At 54.4% G+C, this 17,258-nt stretch carries 12 protein-coding genes; all 12 read left to right on the forward strand.

All coding sequences use genetic code 11. The features are described from left to right. Positions 1-19: 19 nt before the first annotated feature. The 12 genes from ACI5FR_RS29835 to alr all read left to right on the forward strand — a co-directional run bounded on the left by ACI5FR_RS29835 (position 20) and on the right by alr (position 17,247). Entirely contained in the window at positions 20-1,519 is a 1,500-nt protein-coding gene (locus ACI5FR_RS29835) for an ABC transporter substrate-binding protein (RefSeq protein ID WP_405461284.1), read from the forward strand. 262 nt (positions 1,520-1,781) lie between these two features. Next, positions 1,782-2,981 (forward strand): MFS transporter, encoded by a 1,200-nt coding sequence (locus ACI5FR_RS29840; RefSeq protein ID WP_405461286.1) that lies wholly within the window; start codon positions 1,782-1,784, stop codon positions 2,979-2,981. 67 nt (positions 2,982-3,048) lie between these two features. Beyond that, positions 3,049-3,504: a hypothetical protein gene (locus ACI5FR_RS29845; protein WP_405461288.1), complete on the forward strand. Its 456-nt coding sequence runs from the start codon at positions 3,049-3,051 to the stop codon at positions 3,502-3,504. A 280-nt stretch (positions 3,505-3,784) separates the two neighbouring features. Next, positions 3,785-4,219, forward strand: coding sequence for a hypothetical protein (locus ACI5FR_RS29850; protein WP_405461289.1), 435 nt, complete (start codon positions 3,785-3,787; stop codon positions 4,217-4,219). Positions 4,220-4,234: 15 nt separating this feature from the next. Then, entirely contained in the window at positions 4,235-5,053 is an 819-nt protein-coding gene (locus ACI5FR_RS29855) for a serine/threonine protein kinase (protein ID WP_405461291.1), read from the forward strand. 337 nt (positions 5,054-5,390) lie between these two features. Then, positions 5,391-5,837 (forward strand): GNAT family N-acetyltransferase, encoded by a 447-nt coding sequence (locus tag ACI5FR_RS29860; protein ID WP_405461293.1) that lies wholly within the window; start codon positions 5,391-5,393, stop codon positions 5,835-5,837. Between the two features lie 104 nt (positions 5,838-5,941). Further along, the gene (locus tag ACI5FR_RS29865; protein ID WP_405461295.1) at positions 5,942-7,321 is read left to right on the forward strand and encodes an extracellular solute-binding protein; all 1,380 of its coding nucleotides are present in this window, start codon (positions 5,942-5,944) and stop codon (positions 7,319-7,321) included. Positions 7,322-8,028: 707 nt separating this feature from the next. Next, positions 8,029-10,767: a DUF6528 family protein gene (locus tag ACI5FR_RS29870; protein ID WP_405461297.1), complete on the forward strand. Its 2,739-nt coding sequence runs from the start codon at positions 8,029-8,031 to the stop codon at positions 10,765-10,767. A 258-nt stretch (positions 10,768-11,025) separates the two neighbouring features. Beyond that, complete coding sequence (locus ACI5FR_RS29875) at positions 11,026-13,497, forward strand: carbohydrate binding domain-containing protein (RefSeq protein WP_405461298.1); 2,472 nt, start codon at positions 11,026-11,028, stop codon at positions 13,495-13,497. A gap of 143 nt (positions 13,498-13,640) precedes the next feature. Further along, positions 13,641-14,726, forward strand: coding sequence for a D-alanine--D-alanine ligase (locus ACI5FR_RS29880; protein ID WP_405461300.1), 1,086 nt, complete (start codon positions 13,641-13,643; stop codon positions 14,724-14,726). Continuing rightward, the gene (locus ACI5FR_RS29885) at positions 14,723-16,117 is read left to right on the forward strand and encodes a UDP-N-acetylmuramoyl-tripeptide--D-alanyl-D-alanine ligase (RefSeq protein ID WP_405461302.1); all 1,395 of its coding nucleotides are present in this window, start codon (positions 14,723-14,725) and stop codon (positions 16,115-16,117) included. Before ACI5FR_RS29880 ends, ACI5FR_RS29885 begins: the two co-directional genes overlap by 4 nt. Then, positions 16,111-17,247 carry an alanine racemase gene (gene alr / locus ACI5FR_RS29890; protein ID WP_405461304.1) on the forward strand — a complete coding sequence of 379 codons (1,137 nt, stop codon included), beginning with the start codon at positions 16,111-16,113 and terminating at the stop codon, positions 17,245-17,247. Before ACI5FR_RS29885 ends, alr begins: the two co-directional genes overlap by 7 nt. Positions 17,248-17,258: the final 11 nt, after the last annotated feature.

Genomic DNA, 17,258 nt, shown 5'->3' on the forward strand with positions numbered 1-17,258 from the left:
AACAGATGGAGGGGTTTCAATGAAGAAGGCTCGGTATGTCGGCATTCTGATCGCTTGTACGATTTTCTTCGCCACGGCGTGCAGCAGCAGAGACGGCGGCGCTCCTGCGGCAACCGGAGGCTCGGCCCAACCGGCTGCCACGGCGGGCGGAGACGCGCTGCCCGACGTCCAGCTCACCTGGTATTACGGCGTTGCCCAGGTGCCGCCTGACCAGAAGCTGATTGAAGACGAGGTCAACAAAATCACCAAATCCAAAATTCATGCCACTGTCAAGCTGAAGCCGATCGATTTCGGCAGCTATACGACGAAGCTGAACACAGCCAGCGCCGCGGGCGAGAAATTCGACCTGGTCTGGACGGCGAACTGGGCGTTCAACTACGACGAGAACGTGAAGAAGGGTGCGTTCCTGCCGCTCGACAAGCTGATCGACGCTTACGCTCCCGAGACGAAGAAGGCGATCCCGGCGTTTACGTGGGAAGCGACGAAGCATCAAGGCCAGATCTATGCGGTTCCGAACTATCAAACGGTAACTTCCCGTTACGGCATCAATGTGGTTAAAGAATATGCCGACAAATATGGGTTGGATGTCAGCAAAGTGAAACGATATGAGGATCTGGAGCCGTTCTTCGAGCAAGTCAAGCGGGGCGAGCCTGGGATCGTTCCGTTCATGCTCGTCGGTCCGCTCACGAAGTTTCATCCGTTCTTTTACGGTTATGACGATTACGGGGTGAAGATCGGCGACCCGTCGTATCGGACCAACTTCATGGAAGGCACGGCGGAATACAAGCAGTTCGTAGAATTGATGCACCGCTGGTTCGAGAAAGGCTATATCAATGAGGATGCGTCCACGGTCAAGCAGATCGATAGCCGATATAACGGCAAATTCGCCGCATCCATCGAATACTCGATGAAGCCGGGGTATGAAGCGGAGATCAAAGCGAAAAATGGCGGAAGGGAGATCGTCGGCATTCCGCTTACGAACGTGACGACGACCCGCACATCCAATATCGCCACGCTGACCGCCATTAGCCGCACCTCCAGCAATCCGGAACGTGCCATGATGCTGCTCGAATTGGTCAATACGAACCGGGAGCTGTTTAATTTGCTCAGCTTCGGCCTGGAAGGGAAACACCACACGAAGCTGAGCGACAACACGGTGAAAATCAATCCGAACAGCGGGTACACGGCTGCCAATTGGGTTTTCGGCAACGTGTTCAACGGCTATCTGATCGAAGGCCAAGCGCCGGATACATGGGCCGTGACCCGGAAGCTGAACGAATCGGCCGTCGTGCAGCCGACGTTCGGGTTCAACTTCAACGATGCGCCGGTGAAGGCGGAGAATGCCAACGTAGCGGCCATCCGGGCGGAATATGAGCCGCTGCTGTTCACGGGGACGATTGATCCGGCCAAATACTTGCCCGAGTATATCGATAAGCTGAAGAAAGCCGGTGTCGACAAAGTACTGGCGGAGCTCCAGAAACAGTTGGACGCTTGGGCGGCGGAGAAAAAGAATCGATAATGTTCGGAAGGGAGCGTGCTGCAAAGCAGCTCCTTTTTCGCTCCAAAAAAGCGATGATTCACCTTGCATCCTTCATGCACGGTTTGCTAAGATGGTTTGTGAATTTGTAATGGAGGTGCTCCTTTTGACTCCTTCCATCCGCTTGAGGTAAGCCCAGGTACAATACGGATCGACTCCGCCATTTTTTTGCTTAAATGGTGTGGGTTTATTTGTAGTGTACCTTTTTCAGCATACCCGGCGGAAAATAAAAGGAGGCCTACCTATGAACACTCAATGGAAACAAACGTTTGCGATTATATTCAGCGGTCAACTCTTTTCGATCTTAACTTCTTCAATGGTACAATTCTCGATCATCTGGCATTTGACGGAAAAGACGGAGTCCGCTGCGGTGCTGATGGTCGCCGGACTCGCCGCTTTTTTACCTCAAGCGCTGCTGGGACCCTTCATCGGAGTCTGGCTCGATCGGTGGAACCGCAAGAAGACGATGATTGTAGCCGATAGCTCCATAGCGTTCTGCAGCTTGCTTCTCGGCGCTTATTTCTTCTTGGGAGAACCAAGCTTAGGCGTTGTGTACGCGATTCTAATGATCCGCTCGACGGCTTCCGCCTTCCATGCTCCGGCCTTCCAGGCGAGCATTCCGCTTATCGCCCCGGAAGATCAATTGACGCGGGTGGCAGGCTGGCATCAAATGGTCTTTTCCTTCTCCAACGTGATCGGACCGGCACTCGGTATCGCTGTCTACTCGGCTACGTCCCTTGGAACCGTACTGTTCTTGGATGTCATCGGCGCCTTGCTGGCCAATCTCATGCTGATGCTCGTCACGATTCATCAACCGAAGCCGGAGACGATCCAGAAGTCATCGTTTTTCCTCGAATTCAAGCTCGGCTGGCAGGAGTTCGTCACCGTCAAGCCGATCGTGATCATTACAATCGCCACGGCGATTTTCGGGATTGTTTTTATGCCCCTAGCCACTTTGTTTCCGCTTATGACGCTGTCCCATTTTGGCCGTGGGGGAACGAGCGCCAGTATTGTGGAGGCCGTGTTCAGCATTGGAATGATTGTTGGGGGCGCCTTGTTGTCTGTTCTCGCCTCGAAATTTAAAGACACGACGTATATGAGCTTCAGTTTGGTTTTGATCGGGTTCACCTGTGTCCTAAGCGGTGTGATCGATAGTAAAGCTTTCATTGGATTCGTGTTCTTATCGTTCTTGATGGGGGCGGCTGCACCGCTCTTCAACGGGCCTTATATGGCGATGATTCAGAAGGCTTATGAGCCTGAACGCTTGGGTCGTGTGATTTCGTTCGTCACGAGCATCACGCTGCTTTCGTCGCCGATCGGGCTTGTGCTGGCAGGACCCGTTGTCGATCGATACGGGGTGCAACAGTGGTTTTTCTGGTCAGGGGTGGTCATTGTCTTTACCGGACTATTCATTGGTTATAAATTCAAAAGCCGCAATCGATAAGAAATGTCCCCGCTCCTCCCATGCTAGAATGAGGATAAACCAGAGACAGCATTGGGAGGAACGGTTCATGTCGGATTATTACGCCACACAGCAACCCCGGTTACGCTCACCCGACGTTGCGGTAAGCAAGCTCAACGTCTTCACAGGCAAGTGGGTTGGCGAAGCTATTATGCCGGGATTGACCGTGGCAACGGAACAATACTATGAATGGCTGCCAGGGTCCTTTTTCATATCGCACCGCGGACGGATGGATTATGGGCAAAGGCTGGAGAGTGCTCGGATTATAGGCTATGAGACCTCCATCAGACAATATATGATATATGCTTTCGACAGTATGGGGAATGCCCGGATCTACAAAGGCAGCCTGCAGGACGGGATTTGGCGCTTTACCGGTGAATTCGAGCGGGTGCGGGTCGTTTTTGGTCCCGACGGCAATACGATGACGAGTACCTGGGAACGTACGGAGGACGGTTGGAGCTGGACGCCTTTGTGTGAGATCCGGGAGACCAAAGTCCACATGTGAGTGAGTTGGAATACAGAACAAAGATCCATTCCTGCTTGAACTGGCCAACTGAGGGTATAAGCTTGAGAATATGTAACAGAGAGCAGCGTGCTACGGCATCTGCTCTTTTTTATTCAAGCTACCGGGCTGTTCGTTGAAACAGGCAGGATGGTGTGGGAAAATTTATGTATGAATTAGGATATGAGTGGCTGGTGGAATAGTATCAATAGCAGTTATGATGAATGCGAAATTATAATGTACGGAGATCTTCTAAAGGGACTTCTATATAAGGAGAATTTATATGTCGAATAGGAAACCGATTGGATTGATTATTCTACTTCTGATAGTGGTTGTCGGGGCATTGTGGCTTCAAAACCATCAGTCACCAGAAATACAGCATAAGGGTGTTGTCATTAGCAGTTGGAATAGTGGAATGGGTTCGGTGAGTCAGAATGCAACAAATCTTGATATGCAAAAACTGTCGTTTACAGCAAATATTTGGAATGATAGTACCGAACAAACCTATGTTAAAGTTGTAAAAATGCATTTGCCTGACTCGCTTCGCTCGCGCATACTATCGGGTGATACCATCTTCCAAATCAATCAATTATTAAACCCAAATGCTAACTATCAGGTAACAGGAGAATTAATTCTTGATACTAAAGGAATGACGAAACAGGATATAGTAAGCCTCGGGAATATTCAGGGTTTTGCTGTGGAAACTGAAAAAAACTAGCATTCAGGAGGCCGCATGAGTCTGTTCGAGTATTTGAAAGGGGTATACGAGGCTTGGATCGACTATCCCAAAAGAGAAGGCACCCTCATCGCTAACAAATACCGAATACTACGATTCCTTGGCGTTGGCAGCTATGGCTTAACCTACATATGTCTCGATATGGATTCCGGCCAAGAGGTAGTTCTAAAGCAAGCGAAGCCAAGCAAGGGAACAGTCAGCCGAGAATTGTTGCACCGGGAGATTGACGTTCTGGGGCGGTTGCGGCATCCTTCTATTCAGAAACTCTTAGCGTCGTTCGAATATCAGAACCGGTTGTATATGGTAACTGAGCACGTGAAAGGACAGACGGTGGAAGATTTGATCTTCGAGCGAGGGGCCGTGTTTTCTGAAAAAGAAGCGCTTTGTTTCGTACGCAGATTGATGGAGATTGTGAGTTATGTCCACGAACAAGGATTCGTGCATCTCGATATCCGAATACCGAACGTCATCATGGACGGGGATCAGATCCACCTCATTGATTTCGGTTTAGCGTACCGGTTGGGGGAGCCGATTCGCAGGGAACTCAGATCGGATGAGGAGACAATGCTAGGTAGAACTGCTGAGCCTTCAAACGATTTATTTGCTGTGGGCCACTTTATTCTTTTTATGATTTATTCCGGCTATGATTCATCAACTTTTGAAAGTGAACATTTAGGATGGATGGACGAGCTGACTCTATCTCCGATGACCAGGCATATGCTTCGCAAACTGCTTCAGATCGATCCTCCATACTTGAATACCCAACAGTTTATACGGGATTTGGACCAGTGGCTGAATCGATGCGAAAATAAATAAAGCCGCAAATGCGGCTTTTTAGATCAGTGGCTTTTACAATCAGCTGGAGCTTTTATATTTATTTTTGTAGTAGCCGTGGCCATGATTGTTGTGTCCGTACCCTCGGTCCGACGATTTCCGGTGACCGTAATGGTGCTTCCGTCCGCTGGAACTGTAGCGGTGGCGTCCATACTTGGAGTGTCGGACGGAACCTAACAGTTTTTGGAAAAAATGCTTGAGCATTTTCTTCATTCCTCCTTTGGCTTAGTTTTTACTACGTGTAACAGGTCATGAGGTTTCATTACGCCACTAAGCCAAGGAAACGTATATGCTAACATCGAACGGAGGCGTTCCCATAATGGCGGAAAGAAGAGTGAGGGAAATTAAAGTAACGGATGGGCAAGATATTTATTTGCTAAACATCGACTTTAACCCGAATCTAGCTGGATTTTCTGAAGAAAAAGTTAAAGAGAAAATTGAAATCATTACTAAGAAAACAAAAGATATCGTCTTTGTTTGTGAACAAGACAATGAGGTAATCGGCTACATCCACGGGAGCCCCTATGAATTGCTTTTTTCGGACCCCTTAGTAAACGTGCTTGGATTCGTAGTTAAAGAAAAGTATAGAAATCAAGGTGTAGGCACCCTGTTAATGGATTGCCTGGAACAGTGGGGCAAGAACAATGGATTTTCGGGTATTAAGCTGTTATCCCACCCAAGTCGGGTCAATGCTCACAGGATCTATGAACGACGTGGATACAAGTTTACAAAGGACCAAAAAAATTTCATAAAAACGTTCGACTGATTGTTGGTTCAAACGCGATTCCGATCTTGTTGTTCTCTTCCCATTTTTGCTAAGATCAAGGGAACCGGCATGATGCAACATCTGATGGAAGGGGGGAAGGGGAGTTGTCCGAAAAACCAAGTCGTCGCTCGTTTCGCCGTCGTATGGAGGAGTTGGTAACCCGGCTCAGAGAGGAGATCCTCAGCGGCCTCCGTCCGAATGGGGCTTATCTCCCTTCCTTGAACGAATTAACCGAGCAGTATCAGCTGAGTAAAAACTCGGTCCAAAAAGGGCTCGACCAGCTCGTCTCGGAATCGTTAATCGAGAGAGTGCCGTCTGTCGGCATCCGGGTCATTTACCGGGAAGCGGAGGAGCCCGCCCTGCTGAGGTTCGGCTACTATCCCTCCATGTACCGGGAAGCCGAGCTCGAGCAGCTGCTGATGGACTTCCACGCCCAGCATCCGAACATTCGCGTACAGACGATTCCCTTGATCTACCAGAATTATTATGAGACGGTCAAAGCTTACTTCAGCAACGACCTGCTGGACGTAATCACGATCAATCACCATAATTTCGAGCAGTTTCGCGGCCGAGGCCAGGAGCCGGACATCGAGTTCGAGCAGGTGGTCCCTTCGGAGGAGACATACCCTTTTCTACATCGCGCCTTTTCGATCGGTTCGACCCTGTATGTGCAGCCGTTCATTTTTTCTCCGGTAATTCTTTGCTACAATCCCGAGCATTTTCGAGAAAGCGGCATTCCGCAGCCGGACGAGAGTTGGACATGGGACAAGCTCATCGAGTATTCCGAGTCTTTGAAAGGGCGCAATAACCGATATCCGTTTTATTTTTACCCGCATTCCGACCATCGGTGGCCGATCTTTTTGCTTCAAAGCGGGTTTAAGCTGGAGCGGGACCCGTCCGGCAAGGCCCGAATCTGCGGAACGCCGTTCCTGGAGGGGCTGCAGAAGAGCTTCGAGTTGATCCAAACCCAAGGCATCTTCCCTGCCTTTCTGGCGGAAAGCGATATGGATGCGGAAGAGCTGTTCCTGCAGCAAAACATCTCGATCATGATGACGACCTACTTCAATCTGAACCGGCTTAAGCATGAAGCGATCCCTTACGCACTCGCGCCGCTGCCACGTTTGCATACGTCCAAGACGCTTTTGCTCATTACCGGGCTTGCGGTCCATAAACATTCGAAGCAAAAAGAAGCGGCCCGCACGTTAGTTCAATTTCTGACTTCCTATCAAGCTCAGCTGCACATCCGCCAGACGACGGTAAGTATTCCGGCCATGAGGAAGGCCGCGGAGTGGAAGGGCGAGGAGCGCATCAACCGGCCGGAGGCATTTGACGTGTATGAGAAGCTCGTCCCTACTTATGCGCAACTTTCCGAGCTTCGGCTGGAGCATGAGGACCTTAGCACGATCCGCAATCGCTTGAAGCTGTACTGGTCGGGCCTGGAGGATCTGGAGTCGACGTGCAAATGGCTCGAGGACCATTTGTGAGGGAAGGGCCGCTGAACCGATGTTCAGCGGTCTTTCTATTTAGGGGTTGTTCCGGGTTTATTCCTTCACCTGACCGAAACGGCTGAGCCTGATCAGCGAATCGCCTTCTTGCCCCCATCTTGTAAGGCAAAACTTACAAATAAGGCGCGAAATTAGTGAAGTTCCCCGGCTTATTTGTAAACTTGGCTTTACAACCAGCAGTACGTTTCTAACAACCTGAAAACCTCAGGCTGTTGAGAAAGTAGCAGTTGCAACGGTTGCACCAAAATCTTCGATTTTCGGTTAAAATCGCGCTTATGGCTAGCTGTAGTTCGATCTCGCCGAATTGCGCGAGGGCAGCTTGGCTCTCGATCGAGTTTTAACTCGATTTTGACGAATTGGAGCGGTTTTTTGGAGCCCTTACCCTGTCAGAATGCGCTCTAAATAGGCAAAATCGAATTGCATCCCGAAAAACGCTTCGGCTGCGTCTCTAAGTGGGCAAAATCGAATTACACATAGCTCTCCCGGTTCGCATCTCCTGGGCCAAAAGCGGGGGCATCGCGCTCCAAGAGAGGGAGGTTAGGGTCTTCCACTCGTTGCATCGCTAACAGTAAGAAGTCCAAATCGAGCAAGGAATCGCAATTAGTTACTATATAAACCGCATCGGACAGGGGGCTAGAATGAAAGAGAATGTCGATCATTCTCTCATTCGAAGGAGGCAGGAATTTATGCGTAAAACAGGCTGGTTTCTTGCGGCCGCCGCAATCCTTGTACTGACCGGCTTCATGATCTGGCTTCCGGGCGTCCGCAACGCCGAAGCCGCGGATACGGCCTGCTGCTGGATCGCCGCCACGAACCAAGCGAATAATCGGATCGAAGCCTATGATCCGACCGTGGCCGACTGGAACAGCCCCGAGGCGTTGAAATGGTCATGGAAGCCGACGACGGCACTGGGCTACTCCGAGAAAGAAGCAAGTCTCTGGAACGGACCAACCGACGCCAAGCTGAAAGGCAACGTGCTCGTCACTACGGCCGGACAGCTGGGCACGATCGCCGCCTACCCTTCCGGCACGCGCATCTGGGCCGCCGACTTGGGCGCGGGCAGCAACCCCCACTCGATCGAGCTGCTGCCGGACGGGAATGTGGCCGTGGCGGCGAGCGACGGCAAGTGGATTCGCGTCTACACCGCTTCGCAAGGCCCGGACAGCCATACGTATGCGCAGTTTAATCTCGATTTCGCTCATGCGACGTATTGGGATTCGGAGAGCAGCCTGCTCTGGGTGATCGGCTACGATGCGGTCAAGAAGGAGCATATCGTGACCGCCCTAGTCGTTGGCGGGACGCCCGCGAATCCGACGCTTACCGAAGAGACGAGCCGCAGAAGCATCCTCCCCAGCCCCTGGGGGCACGACATCACCCCTTTTGCTGGCGAATCCGACAAGCTGTGGGTCAGCACGAATGCCGCCGTATACATTTATGACAAAACAGCCAAGACCTTCACGACGCCTGCGGACGGCATCGACCGATCGTTCGTCAAAGCCGTCGGTAACATGCCGAACGGCCAAGTGGTTGAAACGAAACCGGATATCAATAAAGATCCGGCCGGCGATTGCAAGGTAAACGGATGGTGCACGGATACGGTCGATTTTTTCAATCCCGCCATGACCCGTAAAGCGACGGGAACCGCCTTCTACAAAGCGCGAATTTGGGATCAACCGATGGACGCCCGCATCTCGTCCGCGGTGAGTGGAAGTCCGGTGGAGACGTACTACGTCGGGCGTGTTCCTAGCGGAGGCAATCCGCTGCCCGACTATTTCTTCGTCCAGCCCGTTCAGGACGTTCAGGACGTTCAGGCCCAAGCCGATCTGACGTTTGCCCGCTACGTCGACCCCTTGACCGGTAGAATCTATGTGATGGTCACGAACAACTCCGTAACCGAGGCGCAGAACATCACCTTGCGCTTCGATCCGGAACGCGCCATCGAGCGGGTGACAGAGGTCTCGAAAGTAAGCGGCAGCGAGTTGGCGACGAACTACTCCTCCCGGAATGGAACGCTCACCGCAGCATTCACGCCGGGGGAGAGCAAGCTCTACGCGCTTCCACCGGGGTTCCGCTACCAGGTGCCTCAGCAGCTGCCCCAGGAGCCGCCGCTCATAGGGCCTTATACGAATCTGGCCTTGAACCGGACGGTGCTCGCGTCCAGCGATTACGGCCGGTCAGGCTGGTTCAAGCGCGCGGCGGTCGATGGACTGCGCACCTCGACGTCCGCCTCCAACGGCTGGACCAGCTACAATGAGATCAAGAACAATCATACCGAGTGGATCGCTATCGACTTGGGCACGGCCTATAAGGTCAGCACCGTCGATCTGTACCCAAGGGCCGACGGCCGGAATGCCGGTCTCGGCTATCCGACCGATTTCACGATTCAACTCTCCGAGGACAATCTGCATTGGACCACTGTGGTCGTCGGTCATCAGGAGACGAAGCCGGCCGGCATGCTCCGGTATGAGTTCCTTCCTACACAGGCGCGGTATGTGAAGGTGGAGGGAACGAATCTGACCCGCGATCCGAACGGCAACTATCATATGCAGTTCGCCGAGATCGAGGTGTATTCCCGAACGGGCAGCGAGTTGTCGCTTCTGCTGTCTCCTTCCAAGCTGTTGGTGGGAAAATCGGGTCAATTGACGGTTGTCGGTTGGAATCCGGACGGCACCGTCAACCCGTTGGACAATACGTCGAAGCAGTTCACCAGCAGCGATCCGGCGGTGGCAACCGTGAATGCCCAAGGGCTCGTAACCGCTCACGCTACAGGGACCGCGCTCATAACCGCTACGGTGACCACGAAGGAAGGCAAGGTGGAAACCGGCTTATATGAGCTGAGCGTATACGGTCTGCCGTCCCCTTGGAAAGCGGAGTTTATCGGCTCTGCCTATGGGCTGATTACCCCCCTGGATGACGGCTTCGACATTCAGGCGACCGGGATCGGGTTGGGGGAAGAACAGTCGGGCGATGATCTCGTCTTTATGTATCAGGAGTATGCAACGACGAATCCGATCACGGTTACTGGTACGGTTTACTCGCTATACAAGGCGTCCTCCGGGCGCGACGGTCAAGCTGGGCTCATGATCAGGGGCGGGTCGGTATCCGATCCGAACGCTCCCTATGTGTACTTGGCTCAAAATGCGCAAGGCCGTATCGTCCTGTCTGCCCGGACGGAGCGAGGTGCAATGGAGCGGATCGAAGGCGACTATACCGTCTTCCCGACGGAGCTGAAGCTCGCCAAGACCGGGAACCGCTTCGTCGGATATTACCTCCTTGACGGTGTCTGGACCCCGATCAACGGAAATCCGGGACAATCCGGCATCAGCGTGAACATGGACCGAAACGTTCGAGCCGGCATCGCCGTCTACTCTTCGGAGGCAAGCTTGTACAGCTTGGCCCGGTTTTCCGGGATTCGGATTGAATAGTATTTCCAGCATGGAAGAGGGCACCCTTGGGTGCTCTTTTTCATTTTTCACGGTTTATTGTTCAGCTTTTAATTTTTGACCGTACCGTCACGGCTTATGACCATCATGATCAACGGGAATGCCCTACAATATACCGTGTAAGCCGATTCATCATCACCGTTTGCTCGGAAAGGGGGAGTCTTACGTACCGGTTCCGGATCGTCTCAGCATGATCGCAGCTCAGTCAGTCCCTAATCCATGATAAGGGAGAGGAAAGTTATGAAGAGAAAAGCTTGTCTTGTAAGTACTGTCCTGCTGATTTTGCTAAGTCTGTTCGGCATCCACTCCGCAAGCGCTGCGGACGAGTTAATTCCCAATTACAGTTTTGAAAGCGGTCTCACAAGCTGGACGCCATGGGGGGTCGGAGGGGCATCCGCCAGTACGACCCAAAAATATACCGGCACATCCAGCGTAAAAATCGTAGACACGAGCACAACGGTCCAATACGGAGCGGAAAGCGCCATGGTGGGCATATCGGCGAATAAGTATTATATGATTTATGCCAGGGCGTACATCGAAAGCGGAGCGGCCGATCTGTACATCCGCTTTTTTGACAGCAGTCAAAATTATATTTCGACCGCGTTCGTATCCAAAAGTACACCGGTAAACGAATGGACGTACCTGAAAGTCAAGGCGTTATCTCCGGCCAATGCCGCCTATGCGACGGCTTTAGTTTACTCGAATAAGCTCAATACAGGGACCGTGTATTGGGATGATATTTTTCTAACCGCCGATTTTTCGAATTTGGGCTCGCAGGTATACGGCGAAGCGGGCATTCATTCTGCCACCTTCGGGAAAAATGCGTCTAATCAAGACGTCATCTACGCGGTTGCGGACGGCTCTACTTCCGACCCGGTCACCTGGCCGGCGAAGCTCGTGGTGGTCGATATTAACGGCGGTTCGGTTACGGGAAGCATCCCACTTAACGGGTCCGGCGTTTCCTGGGCGGCTACGACGGCAACGGACGGCAAAATTTATGTCGGAGCCGTAAACACAGGGAAGCTGTATCAATACACGCCAGGAAATACGAGTGCCGTGGATCTGGGCGTTGCTTTGGGCGAGTCCCATATCTTTTCGCTTACTCCCGGCGCGGGAGGCAAAGTATATGGGGGAACGGCGAATCATGCCAAGTTTTTCAAATGGGACAGTGTGGGCGGATTCTTTGAAATTCAGGCCAGCAACCCGATTTTTGACGGAATAACAAGAACATATGTGCGCAGCATCGCTCACGATATCGCGAACAATAAGACCTATCTAGGCGCAGGGGTAGGAGCCCGACTGGTCTACTTCGACAACAACTCCGGGAACCGGTACGATATTCTGCCGGCAAGTTATGCGAGCGACGAGTTCCTCTATACCCTGGATGTAACCGGCGGCAAAGTATTCGCGGGACTCGCACGCAGCAGCAAGATGCTCGTGCTGAACGTCGTGCATAACGGGTCGGCGGCTCCGACCGTGACGGTGGACGCAGAGATTCCGGCCGTGCACTCTCTCGGCGTTTCCCCTGCGGTGAACGGCAAAGTGTACTATACGGCCAATGCCGTGTTGTATGAGTACAACCTTGCCACGAAGACCAGTACGTCCCTGGGTGTGTCCGTAGGGTACAATCCGCCGGAGATCGGGATCGTCCAGCTGACGGATCAGACGAATTGGCCCGGTTCCACCGTTGTTACTCTGGGCAAGAAGGGCGGCAGCATGACGATGCTGAAGTATAACATCCAGACTGGAGCCACCTCTGAGTCGGTGCTCAATTTCCCGGATACTCCGACGTCCATAAGAAGCGTTGCCGCAGGACCGGACGGCAAAATATACTCTTCGGGGTATTTGACCGGGGGGCTTGGCCGATATTCTCCGCTTCGCAGCGATTTGACCCAGACCTTGACCGGCTTTGGCCAAGCGGAGAACATGATTACCTACGGCGATAAACTGTATCAAGGCATTTACCCTGGCGGTAAGCTGGTTCAATATGATCCGGTTACAGGTGTAAAGACCCAGTTGTTCGACTTGGCGGCCGATCAGCAGGATCGTCCGTTCGGGTTGGCTGCGGGAGACGGCAACGTATATATGGGAACCGTTCCAGACTACGGGCAGTTGGGCGGGGCGCTCACCATTTACAATGTGGCCGCGAATACGCACAGCACGCATCGGAATATCGTCCCCAACCAGAGCATCATCAGCCTGGCTTATCAGAACGGCTACGTCTATGGCGGCACTTCGGTATGGGGCGGGGCCGGCAGCACCCCGACAACGCAGCAAGCCACCTTTTTCCGCTATAATGTGGCTACCGGCGTGACGAATACGTATACGCTGCCTGGAGTAGGCGCTTCCGACATTCAGGCGATAACGGGCGTAACCGTGGATACGAAAGGCAAAGTGCTGTTTTGGGCGGAAGGCTATCTGATGCGCTACGATCCGGTCACGAATGCCATCACCAATCTAGGCCAGAAGTATCCGATCAACTATACGATCACCCAGGCTTCCTTCGTATCTGCGGATGCTTTCATGGAAATCGGCAAGGGAGATCATGTATACGGCAACATCGGCTCCAATTTGTTCGTGATCGATAAGGATACTTACGCGGTTACCACCATCCCCACCCCTGCTGGCATCGATCCGACTCATTTCGCGCAAGATGAATTCGGTAATATTTATTTCTCGAACGACAACGATCTTTGGAGGTATGCGTTCTAGAATTTATTACAGGGTTCGGAATAACCTTCCTTCATGATTTCTTCAGATTTCTTTAGGTTTTTTTTCGGGAATCTGAACAACTGGTTGTTATGATAGTGCCAGTTAGACAAGCGGCGATCATCAACACCAGGTGGAGGAGAACGATGAAAACGAACCTATATGTCATTTATGGCGGCAAATCGGCGGAGCATGACGTCTCCTTGAAAACCGCCCAAACGGTCATTAACGCCGTGGACAAAGCCAAGTACGACATCCACCCGATCTATATCTCGCCGCAAGGCGTCTGGAGCAGCTACGGCCGGGTGGAACGACAAATCGACCATTACGAGCTATTGCGCATCAAATGTACCGGTGGGGATGTGGCGACAGGGATGGGCGGACTGCTGATCCGGTATTTCGCCTCGGAACAGCCCTGCGTCGCATTTCCCGTCATTCACGGGACGAACGGAGAGGACGGGACGCTGCAGGGCTTGCTGGAGCTGCTCAATGTGCCCTACGTCGGGAGCGGCGTCCTGGCCTCGGCCGTCGGGATGGACAAAGCGGCGGCCAAACGCTTGCTGGCCGAGGCCGGCATTCCGCAAGCGGCCTACATGACCGTGCTGCGGCACGAATGGGCCGAAGCCCCCGACGCCATCGTCGCCCGCATCGAAGAGGAGCTCGGCTATCCATGCTACGTCAAGCCGGCCAATCTGGGCTCGAGCATCGGCATCAGCCGTTGCGCAGATCGGCCGGGGCTGCGGGATGCCGTGCACGCCGCCTTCGCCTACGACCGGAAGCTGGTCGTGGAGCGGGAAGTGCTCGGCCGCGAGCTGCAGGTGGCCGTTCTCGGGAACGAGCACCCGGTCTGCTCGGTGGCGGGCGAATTCGAGAAGGAGCCGGAGTTTTTCGACTACGAACGAAAGTACATGAGCGGCAACCTGGTGCAGCGTATCCCGGCGCAGGGGACGGACCGCGTACACGAGCAGCTGCGGGATTACGCCCTGAAGGCGTTTCAAGTGCTGGACGGCGCCGGCCTGATGCGGGTGGACTTCTTCGTGACCGACCGGGATGAAGTGTTTTTGAACGAAGTGAATACGATGCCGGGCTTTACGAAGATCAGCATGTTTCCCGCCCTCTGGGAGCGGACGGACGGTACGACGTATCCGCAGCTGATCGAGCGGCTGATCGGACTCGCGCTTGAGCGGCATCAGCATAAGCAGTCGATCCGATACGGGAGGGAGGCGATATGATCCGGCGCACACTGGGCCAGATCGCCGTCATGATCCGGCACTCCTCCCTCGACGCCGGTCATGAGGGACTTCCGGTCACGGGAGTGTCGACCGATACTCGGAGCATCGGGCCGGGCAGCCTGTTCATTCCTTTGATCGGGCCCCGGTTCAACGGGCACGACTATGTCCGCGAGGCGATCGAGCGCGGAGCGGCCGCCTCCCTCTGGAACCGCGGTGAGGCTGACCCGCCGGAGGGCGTCCCGCTGCTGTACGTGGAGGACACGCTCGCAGCCCTTCAGGAATTAGCCGCGGTTTACCGCAGGCAGCTGCGGGTGAAGGTTGTCGGCATCACCGGCAGCAATGGGAAAACGTCCACCAAGGATATGTTGGCGTCCCTACTAGGGACGACGTATATCACCCAGAAGACGCAAGGCAACTTGAACAATCACATCGGCGTGCCGCTCACCTTGCTGCAATTGGACGAGGATACCGAGATGGCGGTCGTGGAGATGGGCATGTCGGGCCTTGGCGAGATCGAGAGCCTGTCCCGTCTCGCTCAGCCTGACGCGGCGATCATCACCAGCGTGAGCGAAGTCCACTTGGGCGACTTGCGCTCCCGCGATAAGATTGCGCAGGCGAAGGCCGAGATCCTGCAAGGGTTGAAGCCGGGCGGATTGTTCGTATACAACGCCGACAATCCCCGGCTGACCGGCTTGCTGGAGGAGCATGCCTTGTCCGGGTTCCGGTCAACCTCCTTCGGCGAGGAGGCCCATCACCCTTGGCATCTCACCTCGTGCAGCGAGACGATCGACGGTACCAGCTTCACACTCTCCGATCCTTGGTGTCCCCGATTGCACCTCTCGATGCTGGGCCGGCATCAGGCGGTCAATGCCTTGGGCGCCATCGCTGTGGCGAGGTATTTCGGCATCCCCTACGACCGCATTCAGGCCGGGTTGCGGCAAGTGGAAGCAACCGGGATGCGTCAGGAACGTATCACGATAGGCCGCCTCACCGTCCTGAACGATGCCTACAAATCCAACCCGACGAGTTTGCGTGCGGCGCTGCAGACGTTGTATACGCTCGGCCAGGGACGGCGTACCGCAGCTGTACTCGGGGAGATGGCGGAGCTGGGCGAGGAGGCGGCTGAACTGCACCGCGAGATCGGGAGAGAGCTGGACGCGGGCCGGATCGAGCTGCTCCTGACGCTCGGCCCGATGGCCGCGCTCATCGCACAAGAAGCCGAATCCCGTTTCCCGCCGGGAAGCGTCGTCCATTGCCGCCATCCGGAGGAAGCGATCGCCCGATTGGAGAGCTTGACCGAGGCCGACGTCCTCGTGCTGGTGAAGGGATCTCGGTCGCTTCGGATGGAACGGATCGTAGAGGCGCTCCAGCAGGAGGTGCGCCTATGCTGACGCTCCGTCCGGAACGGCTTCATACATGGATCGAGGTCGACCTGCAGGCGATCGAACGGAATGTACGGACGATCCGCGATCGAGTGCCGGACGGGTGCCGATTCATGGCCGTCGTGAAAGCCGACGGATATGGACATGGAGCCGTCCAGACGGCATTAGCGGCGCTGCGCGCCGGTGCGGACGGGCTGGCCGTCACGAACCTGGAGGAAGCGGTCCGGCTGCGCAAGCACGGCATTGCCGCTCCGGTCCTGGCGCTGACCCCACCTCTGCCTGAGCTGGTCGATGTCGCGGTCCGCTATGACATTGCCGTGCCGGTCTTCCAAAAATCCTGGCTGGAGCTCATGCGGCCGTACAAGACATTGCGCGAACCGCTGCGAGTGCATGTGAAGATGGATACCGGGATGGGCCGCCTGGGCATCCGCGACAAGAGGGAATACGAGGAGATGGTCCCGCTCCTCTGGGCGGACGATATTCTCGTAGAGGGTATCTACACCCATTACGCGTCTGCCAATCGGACGGATCCGACACCGCATCTGATGCAGTGGGATCGGTTCGGCGAGATGCGGCAGTGGGTCCGGGAATCGGGCTTCCACGGCGTTTTGGAGCATGGCTCCAATAGTGCCGCCGCGCTGCATTATCCAGAGCATAGCCTCGATATGGTGCGAGTCGGAGCGGCATTGTACGGGATCGATACCCGGGACCCGGAAGTCCGAGACCGGGATCCCGTGGACTTGCAGCCGGCCCTTGCTTTCCATACGAGTATCTTGCACGTGAAGCGGCTCGAACGCGGCCAGACGCTTGGCTATGACCAGTCGTACACGGCACCTAGGGACGAATGGATTGCCACCATTCCCCTAGGCTATGCGGACGGAGTCTCCAGAGATTTCCGTGGATTCTGCCTGGCGGTAGATGGAGAACGAGTCCCGATCGTCGGCAATGTGTGCATGGATCAATTGATGCTGCGACTCCCCCGCTACTTCCCGCCCGGAACTCCGGTTACGTTCATCGGCGGGCCGCCGAAAGAACGGATTACGCTCGACGAAGCCTCCGCCTATATCGGCACGATCCCCCAGCACGTATTGACCATGCTGGCAAGCCGGACGAAGCGGGTGTACCGGAGGGGAAAATAAGGTTTGCCTTC

Origin of the sequence: Paenibacillus sp. HJGM_3 (genome assembly GCF_045062745.1) — a bacterium.
Taxonomy (GTDB): Bacteria; Bacillota; Bacilli; order Paenibacillales; family NBRC-103111; genus Paenibacillus_AA.